Source organism: Rhizobium sp. G187 (genome assembly GCF_051549525.1).
Taxonomy (GTDB): domain Bacteria; phylum Pseudomonadota; class Alphaproteobacteria; order Rhizobiales; family Rhizobiaceae; genus Allorhizobium.
Genome location: NZ_JBPUGM010000002.1, coordinates 516,706 through 540,806, shown reverse-complemented (window position 1 = coordinate 540,806; position 24,101 = coordinate 516,706). Strand labels below are relative to the sequence as shown.

Sequence of the window (24,101 nt, the reverse complement as noted above, 5' to 3'; positions counted from 1 at the left end):
TCCACGCGCCTGTTTTGCTAAGATGCGCCCATGCAGACCATGTCCAAGCACCCAACGCCGCAGGCGTCCTCGCAGGCCAAAGGCGAGACACCGAAACCCATGTCACCGCCAGCAGGCGGCGGCATCGCCCTTGCCGCAGTGGGCCAGGCGATGACGCGCATGCGGCTTTTGATCGGCCGGCGGTTCATAGGCCGCATGGCGCTGAAGCGCATGGGCACGGGGCTTGAACTCTCCGACATCGATGCCATCGGCGTCATCAAGCGGATCGGCAGCCAGGAGGAAGCGACCGTCGGGTTGATTGCCGAGCAGATGCGGATCGACCCCTCGCGCGGCAGCCGGATCGTGGCCGATCTGGTCCGGCAGGGGCTTCTGGAACGGGCAGCTTCTCAGCAGGATGGGCGACGCAGCCTGTTGCGGGTCACCGCTGCGGGGCGTGACGTGATGGAGCAGATCGAGGCGATCAAGCGGGAAACGATCACCGAAGCGACCGCCGGATGGAGCGAAGAGGAAATCGAGACCTTCGCACGGCTCTACATGCGCTTCACCGAAGGGCTGGAAGCCAAATTCGTCCGCTTTGAAGAGGACGAGACCCGCTAAAGCGGGGCGCCTGCGGCCCTGGCCAATCCCTTTTTGGTTGACTGGCGAGGTTGGGAATAAGACCCGGCCGGCACTCCCTCCCCCGAGAAAATGCCGGCCGGTCGTCACGGAACATCTTCAGCTCCCTCCTCCTCCGCCGAGACCGAGAGAATGGATTTGTCCCGCGCCGAAGCTTGGCTTCAGACCACTTTCGGTCCGTTGAGTTCGTTGTAGATCCTGCGTCCCAGCAGAGCCGCCACCGGGATCGCGACGACAAGGCCCGCACCAAAGGCGCTGCCGATCTGCCAGGCCTCGCGCAGATCAAGCGTCAGAACCGTGATGACCGCCGCACCGGCCAGGGCACTGGCGACAAGAATGTAGAGGACGGCTGTCAGGCGCAGCATGATCGTGTCTCCCAACTTCGCTTTAGTTGATGATCACAGTAGCCAAGGAGACGGCGCGTTCCTTGATCTGGCGCAAACCGGCCTCCGTCGAGGCGAAATTTCAGATGCACCAGGAGCTGACAAAAACGGGCAGCCACTGGAAAGGTGCGACGCCGCGCCTATGTGACCGCCAATCAACATTCGTTTTTTCGGATATTCGTAACCGATAATTCATACGAGTGGTGGTTCACTGAGTTACGCAACAACGCAGAATACCCACCATGCTGCTGACGCTGCAGAACAAAATCCTGGAAATGATCGCCAAGGGCCAGCCCCTGGCAGAGGTCGTCGATTTTCTCTGCCGTGCCGTCGAGGACATGGCCGACGACATTGTCTGCTCGGTTCTGCTCCTTGATGACGAGAAGCGCCTTCGCCATCTGTCGGGTCCGTCCCTGCCGCTCGAATATGCTCAGGCGATTGATGGAATCCAGATCGGCCACGGGGTGGGCTCCTGCGGCACAGCCGCCTACAATGGCGCGCCCGTGATTGTCACGGATATTGCAACACATGCATTCTGGGCGCCGTACAAGGGTCTCGTCCTGCCGCTCGGGCTCAAGGCCTGCTGGTCGACGCCGATCATCGGCTCCGGCAAGGTGCTCGGCACCTTCGGCTTCTACTATCGCAACACGCGCGGCCCCTCGGCCGTTGAGCACAATCTGGTTGCTGCCAGCGTGCATCTCTGCGCCATCGCCATCGAGCGCGACCAGCGTCTGGCGGAACGGCGCAAGCTTGCCGAGACGGATGGCCTGACCGGATTGCCCAACCGCAGCCGGTTCAACGAGACGATCACCGAAATTGCCCGGCGCGAGCAGAACTGGGCGCTGGTGCTGCTCGACCTCGACAATCTGAAAATGGTCAACGATACCTTCGGTCACGCGGCAGGCGACGACCTCATCCGTACCGCCGGGCTGCGCATCGCTGAACGCTGCGATCCCGGCATGGCGTTCCGCCTCGGCGGCGACGAATTCGCCATCATCGTGCCCAGTCTTGCCGAAACCGATCTTGATCGGCTGGCCGAAGATCTGATCGCTGCGATCAAAAGCCCGGCCGATTGCTCGGGACACCTGATCTATCCCAAGGCCACGCTTGGCGGGGCGCGGGCCGATCGGGAGCTCACCCCGGACCAGGTGCGCCAGAATGCGGATTACGCCCTTTACCACGCCAAGGAGAGCGCGCGCGGCCAGTTCGTTGAATATGTCCCAGGCCTTGGAAGCGCCATCTTCGAGCGTTTCCGCGCCGTGCGCGAGGTCGACCAGGCACTACGTGACGATCGGATCGATGCGCATTACCAGCCGGTGGTCGAACTCTCCACCGGCCGCATTCTGGGTTTTGAATCGCTCTGTCGAATGACGGCTCCGGACGGTCGCCTGATCGAGGCCGCACAATTCTATGAGGCGATGAAAGATGCGCATGTCGGAATTGAAATCACCAACCGGATGCTTGAGCGGATCACGCGCGATGGTGGACAATGGGCGCGCGAGGGGCTCGCATTTTCCCGGATCGGCTTCAACCTGACTGCCGCGGACTTCCATCGCGGGAGGCTGACGGAACGGATCGCCTCCGCCTGCAAAGACAATGGCATGGCGCCGTCCATGATCGTCGCCGAGGTAACCGAATCCGTCTACCTGACGCAAAAGGACGGGGTTGTCGCGGATGAAATCCGCCGCCTGCGCAATCTCGGCATCAAGGTGGCGCTCGACGACTTCGGCACCGGTTTCGCATCGCTGACGCATCTGTTGACGGTGCCGGTCGATATTCTCAAGATCGATCGCCGCTTTGTCCAACGTCTGTTCGATGCCGGTGGCGGCAGCGTCATCACGCAAGGTCTGCTCGACATTGCCGAAGGCCTCGGCATGTGGGTCATCGCCGAGGGCATTGAAGAAGAACAGCAGGCCGAACATCTGCTTGGGCTCGATTGCAAGGGAGGCCAGGGTTACTTCTTCTCCCGACCACTGCACCGCGACAGGGCACTCCAGCTTCTGCGCGAAGGCGGCGGCTATCATCCCGGCTGGAAGGATTTCGTCGAAAGCCGTTTCGGGCGTCGCTGCTACGGCTGAGGCCTGGCCGGGAATGCTCCCGGCCGGGCACAATCAGCGGCTGCTTGCGGCCTTGACGACGCGGATCAGTTCCCGCGCATCCGGCGGCGGCTTGCGCTCGACCCGTCGGTAGACCCGGCAATCCACGGTGCGGGTGACCAACCCCATATTTACCAGCTCCCGGCGCAGGAGAACGTGATCGCCGAAGCCGTTATGGCGGGCGAGTATCTCGTTCACCGCCTTTTCCGGCATGTCTTTACCAGCAGGCAGGAAAGACCACATGACCCAGATTGCCAATTGCTGCTGGTTGAGTTTGCCCGGCCAGCGGACCAGCACGTCTGTGCCGGCAAAGCAGCGGGCGGTGAGTTCCACCCGGCGGAAATCGACCACGGGCGCCGGCTCGGCCACCTGCGGATGCGACAACCGGTCTTCGGCAGCCCGGCTCGCCTTGAAGTGCTGGTAGTTGCGGTAGCCGACGGCCTTTGTCAGCATGTTCAAAAGCTCGACATGGCCGGGCCGTTCGGGCCGGGCCTCAAGCTCGCGTTTCAGGGTGCGGGCCAGCGCCGACAGATCGGGCGCTTGATAGGCGTGGAGTGTTCTCGACATCATCATTTTCTCCTGATGTGCCCTGGTGCGCATGGCAGCCAGCAAGGCCGGTGGTCACCGACTTCCGACGGGGCACGGGAAAACGAGCTTCGTCGACAAGAAAATGGCAGGTTTAGCTCCCCTTCTGGGGCGGTGACGCCTGGGTGGACTGCAGACCCTGGACCTTCTGCATAGGGCCCGGCGCATCCTTCTGTCAACCGCGCGACCATCAAGGAATTTCATGGCCGCTTCACGCAGATACGGCTTTTCGCACAGGCTCGCGGAGGCTAGCCTGCACATCTATCAATTGGGGAGAGGGGAATGCTGAAAATCTACGGCGTCTACAAGTCGCGTGCGACGCGCATTCTCTGGCTGCTCGAGGAGCTGGGCCTGCCTTTCGAACTCGTGCCGGTTCTCCAGGCCTACAAGCTTGACGATCCCAAGGCGCCGGGTGTGCGGCTCAACACCCATTCGCCGGAATTCCTCGCGATCAACCCGATGGGCAGCATCCCGACCATCGAGGACGACGGCTTCGTGCTCAACGAGTCGCTGGCGCAGACGATTTACGTGGCAAAGAAGTATGGCGGGCCGCTTGGGCCGCAGGATCTCAGCGAAGACGCTCAGATGCTGCAATGGACGCTGTTTGCCGCGACCTCGATCGAGAGCGATGCGCTGCGGATTTCCGTCTCCAATTCCAGCGGCCGGCTTTCCACCGATGCCGGACAGGCAGAGGCAAAAGCCGCAGCCCGGCTGCTTGCCCGCCCCTTCGGCGTTCTGGAGAAGCATTTCTCAGACCATGCCTATGCCGTGGGCGACCGTTTCACCGTGGCGGACATCAATCTCGCCGAGATCGTGCGCTATGCACAGCCCTGGCAGCCACTGCTCGACCAGCATCCGAAAACGGCAGAATGGCTTGCCCGCATGCAAGGCCGGCCCGCGTTCAAGGCGATGTGGGCCAAGCGGCTGGCGGAGGTGGAGTGAGGGGAGCGCCTCGATTGCCCGGACCGGCACCATGAAGGCGGCACCATTGCGGAATTCGACGATCAGCCGCTCGGTGGACACATCGACGCGCGCGGAAACGGGGATCGGCCTGGTTTCGTGCTCGGTCTCCCAGCGCTGTCGTGCGGCCGCCAGTTCGGCGTCCGTAACTTCAACCATGACAACGCCTCCATATATCGAGCAGCGTGGAGCGGTTCTCCTCAACGACAGTCAAGGCTCGCCGAACATCGCGGTCAGACTGCCCGCCCTGCGTGATGACCGTCAGTTCGACGATATCAATACGGGCTTCGCCATCACCATAGCCGTGCGCATGTGCAGGCTCATGATCCGCCGTGTAAACGACGAAGCGTGTGCCGGACTGGCGCTAAACCGCGATCATGCAGCAGGATGGCCCAACATGATGGGTAGGGCAAATTCGCGTACCCGTCACCCCCGCCGGAAGGGCCGGACCAGGACCCAGTAGCCGGTCTTGCGATAGATCAGCCAGGTGCCGAGGACGAGGCGCAGGAGCTGGACGAGGGCCATGGCGAGGGCGGCGCCGAGGATGCCGAGGACTGGGACCAGCAGGATGACGAAGACGACGGCAGCGGTGATCGAGCCAGCCGCCATCACGAAGTTGAGCCGGTAGCGGCCCTGCACCATCAGCAATTCGGCGGCCTGGCCGGTGGCGCCGCGCAGGATATAGGCAAGGCCCAGCAGCAGCAGGCAGGGATAGGCCGAGAGGAAGGCCGGGCCGAACAGCGACAGCAGCGGATAGCCGACGATCACCGTCAACAGCACCGAAGGGATGGTCAACCAGAAGGTGGCATTGGTGGCGCCGGTGATGCGCGCCTGCAGCTCGGCGCGATCCGCGGTCGCATGGGACAGCGAGAAGCCGCGGGCGGCGACGACCATGAAGCCATATTGCACGAAGGCGGCAAGCGACAGGGCGCGCTGGGCAGCGAAATAAAGCGAGGCCTGCTCCGGCGGCACAAGGAAGCCGAGCAGCAGCACATCGATCCAGACGAAGAGTTCGTCCGCTGCCATGGCCGGCATGAGGAGCAGCGAGGAGACGATCCAGAAGCGGCGGTGTCGGGTCAAAGCCGCCGGGGACAGGGCGGCCAGAAGCGGCGATGGTGGCGGAGCGTCGGCGTGATCGGCAAAACCGGTCTCGTCTGCCGGGCCTTCTGACTGGTCTGCGGTTCGGCCGCTGGCGAGCCGGCGGCGCAGGATGCCGGCCTGCAGGCTGAGCACGACAAGCGAGCAGAGAACGACCAGCGTCAGGACCTCGGTCGCATCAAGCGTGATGCCTATGGCGCGAGCGATGAGGAAGCCGGTGATAACGATGATCGGGCGCAGGATGAAGCCCGGCACGGTGGCCAGCATATACCAGCCGAAGCTGCGGGAGACACCGGTGAGATAGGTTTCCAGCGACAGGATGGGGAAACCGAGACTGAGCACGGTGAGCGGCAGGAGGAAGGCCGGATCGATCAAGGACCGGCCGAAGACAAGCACGGCAAGCGCCAGGGCCGACAGCAGGACCGACCCGAGAATGACCACGCGAAAGCCGGTGGCGAGGAAAGCGGAGACATGGCCCGGCCGGCCGCGTCGGCCATAACGCGGCACGAAGCGCATGCTGCTCGAATAAAAGCCGAAGACGCCGATCTGGCCAGCGACGCTGACCCAGGTCCAGAGGATGACATAGATGCCATAGTCTTGCAGCGCCATCAGGCGGGCAAGCGTCACCTGCAGAACAAGACCGACCACGGCCGCCACCAGGCGCACCGACGTTGTGACCAGCGCGCCGCGCAGATCCGGATTGCGCACAGCGCCTCGGAGCCGGTCGGTCAGCGTTGCAATCATGCCGATGGTCTTTCCTGCGGTCGCAGGCCCTGCCGTTGCTGGGCGAACGGCATCACCGTCATCGACATGTTCATCGCGTCTCGATCCGCTCATTCGTCCCGGAATGAGGCAATCATAGACCCTTAGTCGTTAAGCGACCCTTGAAGCTGCGCCGAACGCAATCAGGCAAACAGCACGTCCGTGACCCGCACCGTGCCGACCGAAAGGCCGTTCCAGTTCGTCATGCCGCAATTGGCAAGCGCCATCAGGGCCTGGCGCTCTTCGCTCTCGGCTTCGAAATGGCGGGCGAGAAGGGCGGCAATCATGGCTTCGGCGGCGCGGGTGGAGCCATCCTCGCATTTGACGGCAAAGGACAGGCCCTTTTCCGGCAGCAGCGCACAGAACACGCCTTCCGCACCGGTCTTGGCGAAGATCTTTCCCGGCGCCACCTGCATGAGTTTCGTGCAGAAGCGCTTCGTGCCGGCGACGTAAAAGGGTTCGGCCATGCAGGCATCGATCAGCCGGCGGGCGGCTGCGGCGCGGATCGGCTCAAGCCCCCTGCCCGTTGCCAGCTTGCCGAAACCGCGGGCAAGGCCTGACAGTGGCACGGCATAGGTCGGGATGGAGCAGCCATCGGTGCCGCAGCTATCCCGCGACAGCACGGCACCGGTCAGATCCGCCATGATGGCGCGGATCGCTTCCTGCAGCGGATGGTCATAGCCGGCATAGCCGCGCGGGTCTTCGCCCGTATGGGTGCAGGCGCAGATGAAGCCGGAATGTTTGCCGGAGCAATTGTTGTGCAGCGCTGTCGGCTGCTCGAAAGTGCGGACCTGGGCGATCAGAACCGGCTGCTGAAACGACCAATGCGCGCCGCATTCCAGAATGCGCTGGTCATGGCCGGCCGCCTTCAGCATGCCGGCCGCCGTCTCGACATGCTCCGGCTCGCCGGAATGCGACGAGCACGCCAATGCCAATTCCCGGTTGCCGAAACCATAGGCATCGGCAGCACCGCTCTCGACCAAAGGCAGGGCCTGCATGGCCTTGCAGGCCGAGCGCGGAAAGATCGCGGCATCGACATCACCGGCGGCATAGAGGATCTGCCCCTCGGCATCGACGACCACCGCCATACCGCGATGACGGCTCTCGACGAGTTTACCGCGGGTAACCTCAACGGTGATCGGATTGTCCATGACCTGCCCCAGAAATGTAAGATTTCGACCATACCTAACCTGAGTTGCTCACCTTTCGCGAGACCCCACCTTGAAAATTATCTGGCGCCTGCTGGCCGTGATCCTGGCCGTGTTCATTCTGCCGACGCTGGTTTCGGCCGGGCTCTGGGTGGCGCGGGATCATCCCAAAGGATGGCGCGACGCCGACTGGAGCTCGACCGGCCTGCTGCCAGAGGCGAGCACCGCGCCGGAACCTGCGATCTATGTCTTCTCCGCCATGACCGGCGGCCTGAAAGGCGCAGTGGCCAGCCATGCCTGGATCGTCACCAAGGCGAGGAACGGCGAATACAAGCGTTATGACAAGGTGGGCTGGGGCAATCCGATCCGGCTCAACAACTATCCGGCGGACGGGCGGTGGTATTCCAACATGCCGCGCCAGGTGCTGAAAATCGAAGGGGCGGACGCCGAGCGGCTGATCCCGAAGGTCGAAGCGGCAATCAAGAGCTACCCTTACGCCCGGCCCGGCGGCTACCGGATCTATCCGGGACCGAACTCCAACACGTTCGTGGCGCATGTGCTGCGCCAAGTGCCGGAGCTTGGCACGGTTCTGCCTTCGGATGCCGTCGGACGCGACTATCTGCCGGAGGGTGGTTTTTACGCGCTGGACGAGGACGGCCGCGATCTGCATTTGAGCCTTGGCGGCTATGCCGGCCTCTCGGTCGGTGCCCGCAGCGGCTTCGAGGTCAATTTCCTCGGCCTTGTTGCCGGGCTCGACTTTTCAAAGCCGGCGCTCAAAGTGCCGGGCTTTGGCCCGATCGGATTTTAAGCCAGACGGCCAACCCGGAATCAAAAGAGCCACCCGCGAGGGTGGCTCCCATGAGTTTGGTCCTTGATGGGGACCCGGACACCTTGCGGCGTCCGAAGGAAGGTTGGGTCAGGCCGAGGGCCGCCCCGTCAAAACCACACCCTTTCCAAAGTCACCTACGCAGACCGAAATCTCATTAGACATTGGATCACCTTCCTTTCGTTACGTTGCCGATGATCAAAAGGTAGGGCGAGCATGAGGATTCGACAAGGCACATTGTGTAACGTTTTGTCCGGATAATTGTGTTGCGTTGCAGCGAGTTTCGTTCACAATTCGCGCGCTGGTGATTTGGAACGCAGAGCACCCAAAGTCGCCCGGAGCCACCGCGCCTGTTGATGGGCCACCGGAGAAACTAGGCCAGCCTCAGCATGCTCGCGGGTTCGCGGCGGTGCGCAAGATCAACCTCACACTGCCGTCCAGCTGGCTGCCTTGCGCTGCATCAGAGACCATCACCGCCAGATGCTCGCCACCGATCTTGCTGAACCAAGGCGAAGACTATGCCCTTGCTTTGCGCATGGAGCGGCTGGACGGGAGAGCGGATGCCACCCTCTCTGGGTCGATAACCGCTGAGGCGGGTGATGTCGCCTTCCCGGGAGCTGGAAGCGGACAACGCCGATCAGGATGCCGGTGGCAAACTCCGCAGCGCATTCGAGGTAGGCCGAGCCAAGTGCAATCGCGCTCGCTCTTGCTCCCTTCACAGAGAAGCCTCAATCACCAATCATAGCGCCGAAACAACCTTGGCCGCACGAACAGTCGCGATCCGCCATGGCCGGTGAAAAGGGTTCCGATGGCGCGCGGCTCCCAATTGACGCGATCCAAAGTCAATTTGCACGCGGAGAGTCGCACACAACCGAGGCCACAGGATATCCTAGATAAATATAGATTTCCGCTCAACACACTAATGAAACATTCATTCAATCCATGAAATACAAATCAACAATATCCATAACAAACGTGTGTGGTTTATTTCTGCAATTAACATTCCTATGCGGATGGATTAATCACATCTATGTTTGCTACTCTGACAATCTTCCAGGATTTTTTGTTGTCGGCGCGATATTCTATCCAATTGGAATCGCCCACGGGATTGGGGTTTGGCTTTTAGAACTATGGGATCTCTTGTCTGCCATAGACATCTGACCGTGATTGAAAAATCTGCGGAGGCAAAATTAAAAGTTTAGCCTGCATATCGGCACGCTTTGACCGCCGCTTTGATCTCAGCGCTCGGTCATCTGCCGTAGTTGACCGCGCTGCTTTCCGTCACTCAGCCTAAGCCACATTTGTTGTCTCCGTGGCCCTCACCGCCGGTTCGTGGCTCTACATCTGGCGCACGGAGCCAGCATCTGCCCCCTCACGACACCGACACCGGCTTTGACCGCAGCATCCTCGCCGTTGCCGGGTCGGCACGGCGGCAGAGGCGTGGGGGCAGGCCCTTCATGATCAGTTCGGCATCGGCAACGGCCATGGAGCCAAGCGCATAAAAGGCGTCGCGCGTGCCGCCAGTGCGGTGCGCCGAGAGGAGAATGCCGGTGGCATTGCGGACAGGATCGTCTGCGGCGACGGGTTCTTCCGGAAACACATCGGTTGCGACCTTGATATGGCCGGACTGGGCAGCCTCGATCATGGCCGGGAAATCGACGACGGCGGCGCGGCTCATCAGCAGGAAGGCCGCTCCCTGTTTCATCATGGCGAATTCGCGCTTGCCGATAAAACCCTGGTTCTCGCTGGTGACGCTGGCAAAGACGAAGACCACCTGGCTTTCACGCAAGACCTCTTCAAGCGTGGCGGGCTGACAATCCTGGCGCTCGACGATTTCCTTCGGAAGCCAGGGATCGAAAACGCGGACCGTGTTCTTGAAGGGGCGGATGAGTTCGCGAAACTCCTGGCCAAGATCGCCAAAGCCGATCAGGCCGACCGGGGCGCCGGCAAAGCGGAAGGTGTTGGCATTGCCTTCCAGGCCATAGCGCTCGATACCCTGGCGAAAATCGCGGTCTGCCGCCGTGATGCCACGCGCCAGATCGAGCGCCATGGCGAGCGCCGCTTCGGCCACCGGCGAGGCGAAGGCCGAGGCCGGCGTGATCACCCAGATACCGCGCTCGACACAGGCCTGATAGTCGATATTGGGCAGGAAATTCGATTCGACATTGATGATCGCCTTCAGCTTCGGCGCCCGATCCAGACGCTCCTTCGGCATATCGGTCTGGCCGAAGATCAGCACCGTCTCGGGAAGATAGCGCTCGACCTCTTCGTCCGGCATCTGGCGATCTTCCGAGACGATCACCTCGCCCAGCGCCTCCAGCCGCGCCCTGACGGAGGGCTCCATGATCAGCTCCAGGGTCCTCGGCAGCGGATCGACCAGAATGATATTGCGGCTCATTTTTTCTCCCTTGAGACAGCCAGAGGCCGTGGATCACGGCATGTCTTCCACCCCGGGCGGAAAGCCGATCCTCAGGCGAGGACCGGCTTCAGCATCGGTGCTGTCTCGTTCTCTGTTTGGTGTTTTTGACTGTCCGGGCGCAATCCGCTCCCGCAGCTTTGCTGGACTGTGCTCTCAGGCGACCGCCTCCTCGCGGACGTCGTCGAGCAGCAGGTGGGCGATGATATATTTGATCTTGTAGGTGACGCCGCTATCGGCCTTGGCCTCTTCCGTGCCGCCATCGGCCGGGTGCCAGGCGTGGTAATGCGGATTGTTGACAACGAGGGTGACCGCCTTGCCGGCATATTTACCATCCAGCCGGTAGCGCTTTTCCGCGAGCGGCCAGATACGCTGATAGTCCTCCTCCGTCAGGCGGATTCGCAGGGCGGCCCGCTTGGTCTTGGCTGCGGATCCGGCGCCTTCGCGCTCGGATTCTGGAATATCCAGCAGGACCTCCTCGGCATTATCGAAGATCGTTTTCAGTTCTTCCGGCCATGCACGCCTCATGGATATTCCTCCCTTGTTCGGTTCCTCAACCGTTTATGAAGGTAGCGTGACCTTGGCCGCGACGCAAATGGCAGTTCCACCGTTTCCACGCATGCGTCCGCTCCGCTGGGAACGCATTTCCAGCAATACGAGTTGACCCCAGACGGCTGCGCGGCAACACTTGCGCCGAGGATTGGAGGAGGACACGATGGAAGAGGCAAACCGCTGGCGAAACATGCGAACGGCACCGCGAGACGGCAGCCGCATTCTCGTGACCATCCGCGCCTCCGAACAGGGACCGGGCGCTGTCGATCTCGTCTATTGGTCGAATGGCGACCGCTTCGGCCGCGAAGCCTGGCGCTCGTCAGATTCCGTGCCCGGCCTGATTGTCGAATATGCCGAGCCGGAGCTCAAATGCTGGATGCCCCTGCCCAGCGTCAATATGGACGCAATGGTCCGCCCGCCCGCCTGGGAGGGCGAGGATGAGCAGGAGCTGGATGGCTCGGGGATTTAAGGGGCGAAAAGCCTAAATTCGGTCCTTGCCCCGGGACACAAACATTTCAGCACCCATCGCTTTTTCTGGAGATTGCCATGTTCACGCATATCATGATCGGGAGCAACGATCTGGAGCGTTCCCGACGCTTCTACGACGCCACCTTCCATGCGCTGGGCGGCAAGCCGGGCCAGATGGATGCGCGGGGCAGGCTCATCTATCTGCACAATGGTGGCCGGCTGATGATTACGAAACCGATTGACGGGCATCCGGCCACGGCGGCCAATGGCGGGACGATCGGCATTCTCGCCGCGAGCCCGGCAGAGGTTCGAGCCTGGCATTCCGAAGGCACCCGGCATGGCGGCACGGCGATCGAAACGCCACCCTCCGAGCGGCCTGACGGCTCATTCGTGGCCTATCTGCGCGACCCCGACGACAACAAGCTGAGCGTGCGATCGCTGCCAACACCGGGTCAATGACCATCGGCGTCGCTCTGCCGTCCACGACACTCTAGTTGGTCTGCTTTGCCATCGGCACAGCTTCCGTCACCAGCTTAAACTCCGCCATTTCCTGCGGCGTCAGATAATAGAGCCGGTCCGGCGGTGTTTCGAGGGCGTGGATCCAGAGGCCATTGCCAATGCCCATGGTTTCCAGATGCCGGGCGATGCGCGCCGTGGTGCTCTGGGCACTCGACATGGCGCGCTCCGGCGAGGGACGCTCCTCTCCGGCATTGAAGACCTGATGGACGCCGACAATGGCGTCTTTTTCCGCTGCGCGCGCAACGCCGCCGGCCATGACCAGCGGGCAAGAGGACGCGCAGAGCGCCTTTGCCGCCACGTCAGTGTTCAGGCCCTTCTCGCGAATGAGCGTCGACATGGCGAGCGCGTCGGTGACCGATCCGCCGGGGGAATTGAGGGAGACGGCTTTTACATATTCGCCGCGCGCCTCAATCTCCTTGGCGAAACGATCGGCCGCCCCAAGATCGATGGAGCCTTCCGCCTTCAGCACTCCGCCGGGCAGAAGCTCGAAGCGCATGGGCTGGCGCAGCACTTCCGGTGTACTTTCCGGCTCTACGGGTGGCGCATTGGGGACGCCATCGGTCAAGGCTGGCGGAAGCACGGGCGCATCCGTCGTCATCGGGTCATGGCCGGGCAGGTCTTCTGATGCCAGGCTCAATTCCCTGAGGTCGACAAAGAGGAATGCGCCGGCTGCCGCCAGCAGGCCGTAGAAGGCACCCCGCATCAGGAGGCCGTCATCGGCGCTCAGAAATGCGTCTTTCAGACGCGAGGCGAGCGCTGACGGGCTCATGCGGGCGGCCCCTTTCGCGGTGTCTTGGCCGCCATATCGAGGCTGGTGATGTTGGAATCGGCGCGATCCCGCTCCTCGTCGTTTTCGAGGGCTTGCACGGCCTTTTCCACGTCGATCCCCTGGCGCCCCAAGGCACGCTGCACCTCGAGCGCCTGCAAAAGCTCGGCTGCCGTGATCCGCTCGGCAAACGGCAAGCGCTCGTCCTGCCGGCGGATCGCGCCATGCACGATGGCCAGAATGAAGACGAGGACTGCGGGGAGAAGGTCGATGGATATAGCGCCTGCCCAGGCCGGAATGAAATCGGCGGCATAGCGCAGAACGGCTTCGGCTGACGACAGCGGCACGAAGCGGCGCTCGGCCACCGGCTCACGTGCCAGAATATCATCCGCCGCCTGCGACAGCACTTGCGACTGGGCGGTGACCGAGGCGCGAATGGTCTGCATGACCTGGTCCTGGCGATCCACGAGTTCGGCCGCCTGGCCATCCGCGACCGGCGCGATGAAGCCCAAGGACAGGTCTTCCGCCGCCCGCTTGACGGACGGGGCAATCGAGGTCTGCTCCAGCGAGGTGATGACGCCGGAGAGCGCCACGACTTCCGCCGAAAAATCATCGCTGCGCGGGGCAATCGCGCCCGGTGCCGAGACCAGCTTGCGCATGGTTTCCAGATGGGTGCGCCCCTGATCGAACAGCGTGGTGACCCGCTCGCGGGACGCCGTGATGCCGGTCTCCAGCTCGTTCAGCTGCGAGGACATCTGCGACAGAAGCTGGACCACGCTGCCGGAGCCTGTGGTGCCGGTGAGCGCGCCATTCTGCCGTTCGTCTGCCGCAAGGCGGGCAAAGCGTTCCGAGGTGCGCTGGATATCCGGCAAGAGGCTTTGCGCGGCCAGCGCGTTCTGATGCGCCTTGTCGAGGTCTGCGGTATAGTCCTCGACGGTTTCGGCCAGATGCTGCTCAAGCGCTGCTGAGCCTGCAAGCGCTGCCGCATTCAGCCAGCTCGACATGGCAATGATCATGGCGCAGCCAAGCGCCATCACGCCGAGCATGGCGCCACGGGCGGCCGTGCCTGTGACATGCGGATAGAAGCGCGCCATGTAGGACCAGAAGGCATAGATCGCGACCGACACCGAGGCGGCATAGATGATGGCGGCAAAGAAGACGGCCGTTGCCGAGCCATCCAGGATGCTGCGCACACCGAGATAGGTATAGACGCCGGATGCGAGTGCGAGGACCGCAAGCGCAAAGCGTGTCATGGTTTCGACGGCGATCACGCCATCCTGCAAGCGATGCGATGCCCCAAGTGCCATGAAGACCTCCAGCCGGAATGATACGTTAACAAGCGGTCATGAAGGGGGCGGAATGAAGGCTAGAGCTTTGCTTCTTTTCCAGGCGGACTGGCCGCCCTGCCCCCGCTCCGTCCACCGCCTTCAGCCAAGCTTCAGCACGATCTTGCCGATATGCGCCGAGCTTTCCATCAGCCGGTGCGCCTCGACGACCTGATCGAAAGGCAGCACCGTGTGGATGACGGGCGCAACCTCGCCGGCTTCCAGCCGTGGCCAGACTTCGGCCTGGAGATCGTCGCGGATGGCGCGTTTCTCTTCGGCCGTGCGCGGGCGCATGGTGGAGCCGGTGACGGCGAGGCGCTTGACCATGATCGGGGCGAGATTGGCCTTTTCGACGGTGGAGCCGCCGAGGAAGGCGATGATGGACAGACAGCCGTCCTTGGCGAGAACCTGCAGGTTGCGGTCGAAATAGGCAGCCCCGATCATATCGAGCACGACATCAACGCCCGTTCCGCCAGTTTCCGCCTTGATGATCTCGACGAAGTCTTCCGTCTTGTAATTGATTGCCCTTGTCGCACCCAGCTCAACGCAGGCGGCGCATTTTTCCGCCGACCCTGCGGTGGTGTAGACGGTGGCGCCAAAGGCTTTTGCCAGCTGGATGGCGGTCGTGCCGATGCCGGAGGAGCCGCCGTGGATGAGCACGCTTTCGCCTTCCGTCAGCCCCGCCATCTGGAAGAGATTGGCCCAGACGGTGAAGAAGGTTTCCGGCAGCGCTGCCGCCTTTACCGCATCATAGCCTTGCGGCCATGCGAGCGCCTGGCCGGCCGGGACCGCGCAGTATTCGGCATAACCACCACCATTGGCGAGAGCCGCAACCTTGTCGCCCAGCTTGAAGCCGGACACGCCTTCCCCCAGCGCCACCACTTCGCCTGATATTTCGAGGCCGAGAATGGGGCTTGCATCCTTCGGCGGCGGATACGTGCCCTGGCGCTGGGCGACATCCGGCCGGTTGACGCCCGCTGCCTCGACCCGAACCAGAAGCTCACCCGCCCGCACACTGGGCACCGGGCCCTCGACAATGCGCATGACTTCGGGGCCACCCGGAGCAGAAAAATCGACATGGCGCATGGTGCTGGGAAGGGACATGGGCGGGGCTCCAGATTGTGAGTGGAGTGACATAGCTAGGGTGCCGGGCGGCCGATTGGAAGGAGACGCTTTGTCTGACGTGACAAATGGTATCGGGTGCGGCGGGCACGGCGGCGTGTTTAGAGCATGCCGCCAGCGCCGGCCGTCAGGGCTTCAATTCGTGCCCCGAACGGCGATCAGCTCCGGATAGGGATAGTAGCGCAGACGCTGGTCGCGGCAGCGGTAGTCGTTCGCCGTCGAGCCGAGGATCTGGCCGTTGCGGACCGAGAATCCGATAACGTCGGGCTGTCGCTGCCGCTGGGCGTGCCAGGCACGGACACAAAACGCATAGGTCTTGGTTTCCGGCTGCAGAAGCACCACGCTGGAAATTTCCGGCCGGACGAAATCGCCAATCTTTCCGCCATTGTTGTTTATGATGCGGACAAGCTGGTTGCGCACGGAAGCCGAAGGCGGAACCTGGGAGTCGGCGACGGACTGGGCCACGTCTGTCTGGCAGCCGGCGAGCAAGAACAGGCCGCCGAGCGAGGCAATCAATTTCTTCATGTGAGGATCCTGTTTCGAAATACCGCTCCATCTTGCGCATCTGCTGCGGGCATTCAAGACCCAGTTCAACCGCCCCCATCTCTTCAAGTGAGGATGCCGCACACCACAATCATGTCACTTCCCAGAGTGTTTGCGCCCTCTTTGGTCCGGGGCCCGTCGCTTCTGTGCAGGCAAGTTGCTTGAAGGATTTCGACGTCACACATCAACGGATTGGCAGTACAAGATCATATTGCATGAAGGTTGCGACCGGCGTCGGCTGATAGTTTCCGAAGGCGCCACGGTTGCGGAAGCCCAACTTTTCATAAAGCTGCCGGGCTTCGATATTGCGGATGCCCACCTCAAGCACGACTGTGCGGATATCCCGCCTGCGGCAGGCCTCAAGCATTGCGCAAACCAGGGCGCGGCCAATGCCTTGCCCCTGATGGTCGGGATCCACGATCAGACGCTTGAGTTCGACCGCCCCGTCGCCGAGCTCAAAGCAGGCGACACAGCCAATGGCTTTATCCTTCAGGCGCGCAACGAAGACCTCGATGCCCGCGCTATCCAGAACCTTGCCCGTGATCGGTTTGCGATATTCGCCCGGATAGAGGCGCGCTGCCACTGCATCGGAGAGCTGCAGCAAACGATCGACGTCGGATTGGTCTGCCGGCTCGACATGGATGGAAACCGGACCCAAGGCGAACTCCTGGCAGGTGCTGTTGTGCTGGACGAAAGGCTAACACGGGATAGCCAACGAGCAAGCCTCACATCCCCAGCGCCGCAATCTCCAACCCGCCCTCGCCTTCCTTGGCGCGCTTCTTTAGCTCGGCGATCTCGGTGCTGATCGCGTCGACATCGTCGATGAAGCGCCCCTTGGGGAGTTCGAGCACGCCGATCGAGCAGCGCATCAGGGGGAAATCACGCTCACGGCCAAGGCGGTCTTCGCCGCGGATGCGGCCGGCCTGGCGGTCGGCGGCGGAATAGAGGCCGATCACGTCGTCATGGAAATCCGAAAGCAAACGGTCGAGGATTTCGGTCAGGTCCTCGCGCGTCCAGTCGGTGACGCCGATGAAGAAATCGTCGCCGCCGACATGGCCGAGGAAATCGCCGTCGGAGAAGAAATAGCGGCGCATCAGGGCGGCAAAGAGCGAGATGGCATGATCGCCCTGGTGGAAGCCGTAGTGGTCGTTGAACGGCTTGAAGTGATCGAAATCGCAGTAGCAGAAGAAGCGTGTCGTATCGCCATCCAGCGCGCTGTCACGCATGAAGTCGCGGATGGCGCGATTGCCGGGAAGCCCGGTCAGCGGGTTCTGGTCCTGGGCGGTCTTCAGCTGCTTTTCGTTGATGATGCGGATCAGCGAGGCGGCCGAGACGATACCGGCATAGCGCATGTTTTCCGTCAGGATGACGCAGTCGGAGCCTTCCATATTCGCAAAGATCGTCATCAGCCGCTCGGCGTCAGCATCAAGGCCGACGATCGGGGCGCGGTCGACGAAATGCGAGATCGAGCGCTCGTAGAGCTTGTTCTTCAACAGGTCGCGGCCGAAGGGCTGGTAGATGTATTCCTTCAGATGGCGCTCGTTGATGATGCCGCGTGGCTCGCCATTGGCATTGAGCACGGGGAAGAAGCTCTGGCCGGGATTGCGGCGGAAGAGATCGAAGACGTGCTCGATGCTCTCATGCTCGAAAACGGTTGGCAGGGATTCGATCTGCTTGCGGATGAGGATCTCATCCAGCGACTGCCCGGCGCGGCGGGCCTTGCCAACATCCTGCAGATGCGGGAAAGCGCTTTTGAGTTCGGACATCAGCGTGGTCGGGCGGGCGATGAACCAGCCCTGGACCAGATCAACACCGAATTCGCGGCAGGCCAGGAATTCCGTCTCCGTCTCGATGCCCTCGGCAATGACGCGTACGCCGAGCACATGGCAGAAATTGACGATGTTCTTGACCAGGTGGCGCTTGCGCGGATTGTGGTCGAGGCCAGCGATGAAGTGGCGATCGATCTTCACATAATCGACCGGATAGTCGCAGAGCAGCTTCATCTCGCCATGGCCGACGCCGAAATCATCGATGGCAAGCTTGAAGCCGGAGCGGCGCAGACGCTCGACCAGACCCGCGAATTCCGGCACCTGGGTGTTGTCGAAGCGCTCGGAGAGCTCAAAGCAAATCGAGGACGGCGGCACCTGTGCCTTGCGCAGCTGATCGAGCAGCGTGTCGATCAGTGCATCGCCCTCGCGGATCAGCCGGACATCGAGATTGAGGAAGAGCGTGGCACCGGCGCGATCCGGCAGGGCAGCAAACTTGGCGACGGCGCGCGTTGCCACCATCTGCTCCAGCGCCAGAAGATGGCCTGTTTCGGCCGCGTGATCGATCAGGTCGAGCGGGCTCTGATAGCCGATCCTGTCATGGCCGCGCAGCAGGCTCTCATAGCCAAAGACCGCGCCCGTTCCGACCTCGACAATGGGCTGAAAGCCGTTTTCGACCACGAGTTTTGCCAGCGTCACGAGCTGATCCCCGGCGAAGCGCCGAACCGTTGGCGGGGCTTCCATCAGCTGCGGGACCATTAGAAACTCCTGGATTAACCTTATGATTTTACGAGCGAAATCTGCGTCACAACCATCAACAAATCCTTTCTCGAAAATGACAGTTCGATGAAGTTTGCCTGCCATTTGTCAAGGATTTTAGGCAGTGCAGATTTTTATTGATTGATCAGTCAATCAAAACTATGATCGGAACCTTCAAGGGGACCGCGATGCCGAAAATCGGAATGGAACCGATCCGCCGCAAGGCGCTTGTCGATGCCGCGTTGAAGGCCATTGGCCATCACGGTTCTCTCAGCGTGACCATGTCGGAGATTGCCCGCGAGGCTGGCGTTTCGGCAGCGCTCGCGCATCACTATTTCGGCTCCAAGGACCAGTTGCTGATCGAGACGATCCGCTCGCTGCTTCGCCATTTGCGCGCCGATGCGGGCCTGGCGCTGGCGAGGGCCGAAACGCCACGGGCGCGCGTTTCGGCTGTCATCCGGGTGTCGTTCCAGGCCGACCAGTTTGCACCCGAAGTGGTCGCGGCCTGGCTTGCCTTCTATTCCGAAGCCCAACGTTCCGAAGCCGTGCGGCGACTGCTTGCGCTCTATGCAAGGCGGCTGCATTCCAACCTGATGTCCGGCCTCACTCCCCTCTGCAGCCCCTTGGACGCGGGCCGGATTGCCGATGGCGCGGCCGCGATGATCGATGGGCTCTATATCCGGCAATCTCTGAAATCCGCACCCCTGTCGATCGAGGCTTCTGTGGCCCTGGTCGAGGATTATGTGACGGGGCAGTTGCAAGCCGTGACCGCCGAAACAATTGCCCCTCACCCGACCCTCTCCCCGCAGGCAGGGAGAGGGAGAGGCGACCGCTAGCGCCGGAGTATCCTTCTCCCCGCCTGCGGGGAGAAGGTGCCCGAAGGGCGGATGAGGGGCCCTTAGTAGCAAGATGCAAATTCGAACACCCGTCTGGAGACAGGACATGAAAGCCCAACCGCAAGCCTCGCATTTCATTGATGGCGAGTATGTCGAAGATACCGACGGCACTGTCATCGAGAGCATCTATCCCGCGACCGGCGAAGTGATCGCCCGGCTGCATGCGGCAACACCTGCTATCATCGAAAAGGCGATTGCCTCTGCCAAACGGGCGCAGAAGGAATGGGCTTCGTGGAGCCCGGCTGCGCGCGGCCGCGTCTTGAAGAAGGCGGCCGAGATCATGCGTGAGCGCAATCGCGAACTTTCCGAGCTCGAGACGCTCGACACCGGCAAGCCGATCCAGGAAACGATCGTGGCGGACCCGACCTCCGGTGCCGACAGCTTCGAATTCTTCGGCGGCATCATCGCGACCGCCATGAACGGCAGCCAGATCCCGCTGGGCGGTGACTGGGCCTATACCAAGCGTGTGCCGCTCGGCGTGGTCGTCGGCATCGGCGCCTGGAACTATCCGCAGCAGATCGCCTGCTGGAAGGGCGCGCCGGCGCTTGCTGCCGGCAATGCCATGGTGTTCAAGCCGTCGGAAGTGACGCCGCTTGGGGCACTCAAGATCGCAGAGATCCTGATCGAGGCGGGCGCTCCGAAGGGCGTTTACAATGTCATCCAAGGGGATCGCGAAACCGGGCCGCTGCTCGTGTCGCATCCGGATGTCGCCAAGGTGTCGCTGACCGGCTCGGTGCCGACAGGTCGCAAGGTGGCGGGGGCGGCTGCCGCGCAGCTCAAGCACGTCACCATGGAGCTCGGCGGCAAGTCGCCGATCGTCGTCTTCGACGATGCCGATATCGACAGCGCGATCTCCGGCGCCATGCTCGGCAATTTCTACTCGACCGGCCAGGTCTGCTCGAACGGCACGCGCGTCTTCGTCCATAAGGCCATCAAGGAAACCTTCCTGTCACGGCTGAAGGCCCGCACGGAAGCCATCCTGATCGGCGATCCGCAGGACGAGGCAACGCAGATGGGGCCGATGGTTTCGCTCGCGCAGCGCGAGAAGGTTCTCTCGTACATCGACAAGGGCAAGGCAGAGGGCGCGACGCTCGTCACCGGTGGCGGCATTCCCAATAGCGTCACCGGCGAAGGCTTCTACATCCAGCCGACCGTGTTTGCCGATGTCACCGACGACATGACCATCGCGCGTGAAGAGATTTTCGGGCCTGTTATGTGCGTGCTCGATTTCGAGGACGAGGCCGAGGTGATCGAACGGGCAAACGCCACCGAATTCGGCCTGTCGGCCGGTGTGTTCACGGCCGATTTCTCCCGCGCGCATCGCGTGGTGGATCAGCTGGAAGCCGGAACCCTCTGGATCAACACATACAATCTCTGCCCGGTGGAGATCCCGTTCGGCGGATCCAAGCAGTCCGGCTTCGGCCGCGAGAATTCGGCGGCGGCCTTGGAGCACTATTCCGAACTGAAGACGGTTTATGTCGGCATGGGCAAATGCGAGGCGCCGTATTGAGGGCCCTTGGTGCCTAGCCGAGGACTTTCGAAACACCGGGGAATTTCATGCACACGTGGGACTGCAGAGCAGCTAAGAACGAAGGGATCGCGCTCAACGCGCGGTCACTTACCGTTCTTCGACGTCAGCAGGGCGCGTGTCACTCTCCCGACCCAATCCAGCACGCTCCCGATTGTGTAGCCGAGCCAAGCGACGAGCGCCACGCACCACAGCAGAAGAAGGACAGGGGAGAGGCTCGCCGCCAGAAGTCCGAGAAGGATGAACACCACGCAGATACCCAGCGCCCTCAAATCTCTTGCGGCCCTCTCGCGCATCTGGCGCCCGGCATCCTGCAGATAAGTGCGCCAGAGATTGCGCGAAACAAGCGTGCGGGCACGCGCTTCTACGTCCTGCCGCCCCGCCTCGTTTCTGGCGCGCTCCTCGGTGGCAGCTTCCAATTTGCGTTGAAGCCTGTCCTGAAGGCGATCAGATCCCATGCGCTCTACCATTCCCTCAAGATGACCATGTCGGACATGTCACCATGGCCCCAGGCGTTTTCAACCCCTGCGGGCAATCCAGCGCAGATCTCTTTCATCATGCTTAGAAAAGGATGATGAATGTGACGATGGCACGCGCGAATGACGCCCCCACTGATCAGCGCTCCGGAAACCACGCCGTCTCCGGAGCTTCTCATATGCTGGCTCACTTACACCACGATATCGTCGAGATCGACCTTCAAGGCCGCCGCAATGCGCTTCAGCACGTCGACGGAACCAGTCTTCTTGCCGCTCTCGATCTCCGAGAGATAGGGCTGGGAAATACCGGCAGCCGTGGCAAGGTCGGAGACGGTCATCTTGCGATAATTGCGGAAGGTACGGATGCGGCTGCTGGTGTCGAACAATTCGTACACGAGTTCGGCCGGCCAAGTTTCTTCTCCGACCTCGATGCGCGCCATGATCTCCTTGGCCATGATGACGTCCATCATGTCCTCGAACTCTTCCTCGGGGACCAGAACAAACGGCTTTCCGTCGATGACAGTTCTGTTGAAACCACCCATGACCTGCTCCTTGTAGATGCCGCTCCGAGGGCCGGCATTGACCACGAGCACGAGGTTCGTCTGCTCATCGATGATGACACGATCGTCGCCGACCCGAATGCGGATGAGCGAACTGCCCGCCAGCTTCTTGAGGTCGACCCGCTCGCCGCGCGCGAACGCATTGACCTTTGCCTTGATCGCAGCCTGTCGCTTGGGCTGCATCCGGCTCATGCTTTTCTGTGCAGCGCTAGAATACTGAACCGGCTTCATTCCTTCAATATAGCGCAGAGCTATATTTGAAATCAACCCTGGATTGAGAAAATGCAAGCAGACTTCATCATCATCGGCTCCGGTTCCGCCGGCTCGGCCATGGCTTATCGGCTGTCGGAAGACGGAAAGCACACCGTCATGGTGCTTGAATATGGCGGGTCGGATGTCGGGCCGTTCATCCAGATGCCGGCGGCCCTTGCCTGGCCGATGAGCATGAAGCGTTACAACTGGGGTTATCTGTCCGAGCCGGAGCCGAACCTCAACAACCGGCGGATCACAGCTCCGCGTGGCAAGGTGATTGGCGGGTCGTCCTCGATCAACGGCATGGTCTATGTGCGCGGATCGGCCGAGGATTTCGACGGCTGGGCGGAGAGTGGAGCGACAGGCTGGGGTTACGCCGACGTGCTGCCCTACTTCAAGCGCATGGAAAATTCGCATGGCGGCCAGGAGGGCTGGCGCGGCACGGATGGGCCGTTGCATGTGCAGCGCGGGCCGGCGAAGAACCCCTTGGTGCGCGCCTTTGTCGAGGCGGGCCGCCAAGCCGGCTTCGAGACGACGGAAGACTATAACGGCGAGAAGCAGGAAGGCTTTGGCCTGATGGAGCAGACCATCTGGCGTTCGCGCCGCTGGTCTGCTGCCAATGCCTACCTCAAGCCGGCGATGAAGCGCGGCAATGTCGAACTGGTGCGCTGCTTTGCCCGCAGGGTCGTCATCGAGAACGGCCGCGCCGTCGGCGTCGAGATCGAGCGAAATGGCAAAATCGAGGTGGTGAAGGCCAATCGCGAGGTGATCGTCTCTGCCTCCTCGTTCAACTCGCCGAAGCTGCTCATGCTGTCCGGCATTGGACCGGCCGCACATCTGAAGGCGATGGGCATCGAGGTGAAGGTCGATCGCCCCGGCGTTGGCGCCAATCTGATGGACCATATGGAATTCTACTTCCAGCAGGTCTCGCTCAAACCCGTCTCGCTCTATTCCTGGCTGCCCTGGTTCTGGCAGGGTGTCGCGGGCGCGCAGTGGCTGTTTTCCGGCAAGGGGCTTGGTGCCTCAAACCAGTTCGAGAGTTGTGCCTTCGTGCGCTCGGCACCGGGCGTCAAGCAGCCGGATATCCAGTTCCACTTCCTGCCTGTTGCCATTTCCTATGATGGCAAGGCGGCGGCGAAGAGCCATGGCTTCCAGGTTCATGTCGGCTACAATCACTCGAAGTCGCGTGGCTCGGTAACCCTTGCCTCGCCCGATCCGATGGCGGATCCGGTGATCAAGTTCAACTATATGAGCCATGAGGAAGACTGGGTGAAGTTCCGCCACTGCGTGCGCCTCACCCGCGAGATCTTCGGCCAGAAGGCCTTCGATGCCTTCCGCGGCCCGGAGATCCAGCCGGGCGAAGGGGTGCAGACGGATGATCAGATCGACGCCTTCCTGCGCGAGCATCTGGAAAGCGCCTATCACCCTTGCGGCACATCGAAGATGGGATCGAAGGACGATCCCATGGCCGTCGTCGATCCGGAATGCCGGGTGATCGGGGTGGAGGGCCTGCGCGTCGCAGACTCCTCGATCTTCCCGAAGCTCACCTATGGCAACCTCAATGGCCCCTCGATCATGACCGGCGAAAAGGCCGCCGACCACATCCTCGGGCGAACGCCCCTGCCGCGCAGCAATCAGGAGCCGTGGATCAATCCACGCTGGGAGTCGAGTGACCGCTAA

The 24,101-nt window shown here is 62.0% G+C and carries 23 protein-coding genes and 1 pseudogene; 9 read left to right on the top strand and 15 right to left on the bottom strand.

The genetic code is table 11. The features are described from left to right. Positions 1-30: 30 nt before the first annotated feature. Positions 31-597 (top strand): MarR family winged helix-turn-helix transcriptional regulator, encoded by a 567-nt coding sequence (locus ACSV9I_RS07395; RefSeq protein ID WP_438328145.1) that lies wholly within the window; start codon positions 31-33, stop codon positions 595-597. A 179-nt stretch (positions 598-776) separates the two neighbouring features. Here ACSV9I_RS07395 and ACSV9I_RS07390 read toward each other — a convergent pair whose 3' ends face one another. Next, a complete protein-coding gene (locus ACSV9I_RS07390; RefSeq protein WP_438328144.1) occupies positions 777-980 on the bottom strand; it encodes a hypothetical protein in 204 nt (67 codons plus the stop codon). A 260-nt stretch (positions 981-1,240) separates the two neighbouring features. Between ACSV9I_RS07390 and ACSV9I_RS07385 the strand changes: the two genes are divergently transcribed. Continuing rightward, complete coding sequence (locus ACSV9I_RS07385; RefSeq protein WP_438328143.1) at positions 1,241-3,076, top strand: putative bifunctional diguanylate cyclase/phosphodiesterase; 1,836 nt, start codon at positions 1,241-1,243, stop codon at positions 3,074-3,076. Positions 3,077-3,109: 33 nt separating this feature from the next. Here ACSV9I_RS07385 and ACSV9I_RS07380 read toward each other — a convergent pair whose 3' ends face one another. Next, positions 3,110-3,661: a DUF2087 domain-containing protein gene (locus ACSV9I_RS07380; RefSeq protein ID WP_438328142.1), complete on the bottom strand. Its 552-nt coding sequence runs from the start codon at positions 3,659-3,661 to the stop codon at positions 3,110-3,112. 300 nt (positions 3,662-3,961) lie between these two features. Here ACSV9I_RS07380 and ACSV9I_RS07375 point away from each other — a divergent pair, with 300 nt between their 5' ends. Continuing rightward, on the top strand, positions 3,962-4,621 hold the full coding sequence (locus ACSV9I_RS07375; protein WP_438328141.1) for a glutathione S-transferase family protein: 660 nt from the start codon (positions 3,962-3,964) through the stop codon (positions 4,619-4,621). A gap of 169 nt (positions 4,622-4,790) precedes the next feature. Here the strand turns inward: ACSV9I_RS07375 and ACSV9I_RS07370 are convergent. From ACSV9I_RS07370 to ACSV9I_RS07360, 3 genes and pseudogenes are all read right to left on the bottom strand, one after another. Continuing rightward, positions 4,791-4,982, bottom strand: a pseudogene (locus ACSV9I_RS07370) (DUF4160 domain-containing protein); the annotation flags it as partial. 83 nt (positions 4,983-5,065) lie between these two features. After that, complete coding sequence (locus ACSV9I_RS07365) at positions 5,066-6,574, bottom strand: lipopolysaccharide biosynthesis protein (protein ID WP_438328140.1); 1,509 nt, start codon at positions 6,572-6,574, stop codon at positions 5,066-5,068. A gap of 68 nt (positions 6,575-6,642) precedes the next feature. Continuing rightward, positions 6,643-7,650, bottom strand: a complete 1,008-nt coding sequence (locus ACSV9I_RS07360; RefSeq protein WP_438328139.1) for an asparaginase — start codon at positions 7,648-7,650, stop codon at positions 6,643-6,645. Between the two features lie 70 nt (positions 7,651-7,720). Here ACSV9I_RS07360 and ACSV9I_RS07355 point away from each other — a divergent pair, with 70 nt between their 5' ends. Further along, complete coding sequence (locus ACSV9I_RS07355) at positions 7,721-8,455, top strand: DUF3750 domain-containing protein (protein WP_438328138.1); 735 nt, start codon at positions 7,721-7,723, stop codon at positions 8,453-8,455. 1,390 nt (positions 8,456-9,845) lie between these two features. Here ACSV9I_RS07355 and ACSV9I_RS07350 read toward each other — a convergent pair. Together ACSV9I_RS07350 and ACSV9I_RS07345 are read right to left on the bottom strand one after the other, a co-directional pair. Then, complete coding sequence (locus tag ACSV9I_RS07350; RefSeq protein ID WP_438328137.1) at positions 9,846-10,871, bottom strand: hydroxyacid dehydrogenase; 1,026 nt, start codon at positions 10,869-10,871, stop codon at positions 9,846-9,848. 174 nt (positions 10,872-11,045) lie between these two features. After that, a complete protein-coding gene (locus tag ACSV9I_RS07345) occupies positions 11,046-11,417 on the bottom strand; it encodes a hypothetical protein (protein WP_054156722.1) in 372 nt (123 codons plus the stop codon). A 187-nt stretch (positions 11,418-11,604) separates the two neighbouring features. On the opposite strand from ACSV9I_RS07345, the gene ACSV9I_RS07340 reads away from it, so the two are divergent. Beyond that, the gene (locus ACSV9I_RS07340; protein WP_438328136.1) at positions 11,605-11,910 is read left to right on the top strand and encodes a hypothetical protein; all 306 of its coding nucleotides are present in this window, start codon (positions 11,605-11,607) and stop codon (positions 11,908-11,910) included. 77 nt (positions 11,911-11,987) lie between these two features. Beyond that, on the top strand, positions 11,988-12,368 hold the full coding sequence (locus tag ACSV9I_RS07335; RefSeq protein ID WP_438328135.1) for a VOC family protein: 381 nt from the start codon (positions 11,988-11,990) through the stop codon (positions 12,366-12,368). 31 nt (positions 12,369-12,399) lie between these two features. On the opposite strand, the gene ACSV9I_RS07330 is transcribed toward ACSV9I_RS07335, so the two are convergent. From ACSV9I_RS07330 to ACSV9I_RS07305, 6 genes are all read right to left on the bottom strand, one after another. After that, complete coding sequence (locus ACSV9I_RS07330) at positions 12,400-13,197, bottom strand: hypothetical protein (RefSeq protein WP_438328134.1); 798 nt, start codon at positions 13,195-13,197, stop codon at positions 12,400-12,402. Next, the gene (locus ACSV9I_RS07325; RefSeq protein ID WP_054156718.1) at positions 13,194-14,501 is read right to left on the bottom strand and encodes a hypothetical protein; all 1,308 of its coding nucleotides are present in this window, start codon (positions 14,499-14,501) and stop codon (positions 13,194-13,196) included. Before ACSV9I_RS07325 ends, ACSV9I_RS07330 begins: the two co-directional genes overlap by 4 nt. 120 nt (positions 14,502-14,621) lie before the next feature. After that, entirely contained in the window at positions 14,622-15,623 is a 1,002-nt protein-coding gene (locus ACSV9I_RS07320) for an NAD(P)H-quinone oxidoreductase (protein ID WP_438328133.1), read from the bottom strand. 153 nt (positions 15,624-15,776) lie between these two features. Further along, positions 15,777-16,166, bottom strand: a complete 390-nt coding sequence (locus ACSV9I_RS07315) for a hypothetical protein (protein WP_054156716.1) — start codon at positions 16,164-16,166, stop codon at positions 15,777-15,779. Between the two features lie 202 nt (positions 16,167-16,368). Then, positions 16,369-16,842 (bottom strand): GNAT family N-acetyltransferase, encoded by a 474-nt coding sequence (locus ACSV9I_RS07310; protein ID WP_438328132.1) that lies wholly within the window; start codon positions 16,840-16,842, stop codon positions 16,369-16,371. A 67-nt stretch (positions 16,843-16,909) separates the two neighbouring features. Continuing rightward, a complete protein-coding gene (locus ACSV9I_RS07305) occupies positions 16,910-18,709 on the bottom strand; it encodes a bifunctional diguanylate cyclase/phosphodiesterase (RefSeq protein WP_438328131.1) in 1,800 nt (599 codons plus the stop codon). 188 nt (positions 18,710-18,897) lie between these two features. Here ACSV9I_RS07305 and betI point away from each other — a divergent pair, with 188 nt between their 5' ends. Next, positions 18,898-19,545 carry a transcriptional regulator BetI gene (betI, locus tag ACSV9I_RS07300; protein WP_438328129.1) on the top strand — a complete coding sequence of 216 codons (648 nt, stop codon included), beginning with the start codon at positions 18,898-18,900 and terminating at the stop codon, positions 19,543-19,545. Positions 19,546-19,651: 106 nt separating this feature from the next. After that, entirely contained in the window at positions 19,652-21,115 is a 1,464-nt protein-coding gene (gene betB / locus ACSV9I_RS07295) for a betaine-aldehyde dehydrogenase (protein WP_438328128.1), read from the top strand. Between the two features lie 104 nt (positions 21,116-21,219). On the opposite strand, the gene ACSV9I_RS07290 is transcribed toward betB, so the two are convergent. Together ACSV9I_RS07290 and ACSV9I_RS07285 are read right to left on the bottom strand one after the other, a co-directional pair. Continuing rightward, positions 21,220-21,591 (bottom strand): hypothetical protein, encoded by a 372-nt coding sequence (locus tag ACSV9I_RS07290; RefSeq protein WP_438328127.1) that lies wholly within the window; start codon positions 21,589-21,591, stop codon positions 21,220-21,222. A 209-nt stretch (positions 21,592-21,800) separates the two neighbouring features. Further along, positions 21,801-22,361 carry a helix-turn-helix domain-containing protein gene (locus tag ACSV9I_RS07285; RefSeq protein ID WP_438328126.1) on the bottom strand — a complete coding sequence of 187 codons (561 nt, stop codon included), beginning with the start codon at positions 22,359-22,361 and terminating at the stop codon, positions 21,801-21,803. Between the two features lie 90 nt (positions 22,362-22,451). On the opposite strand from ACSV9I_RS07285, the gene betA reads away from it, so the two are divergent. Continuing rightward, entirely contained in the window at positions 22,452-24,101 is a 1,650-nt protein-coding gene (gene betA / locus ACSV9I_RS07280; protein WP_438328125.1) for a choline dehydrogenase, read from the top strand.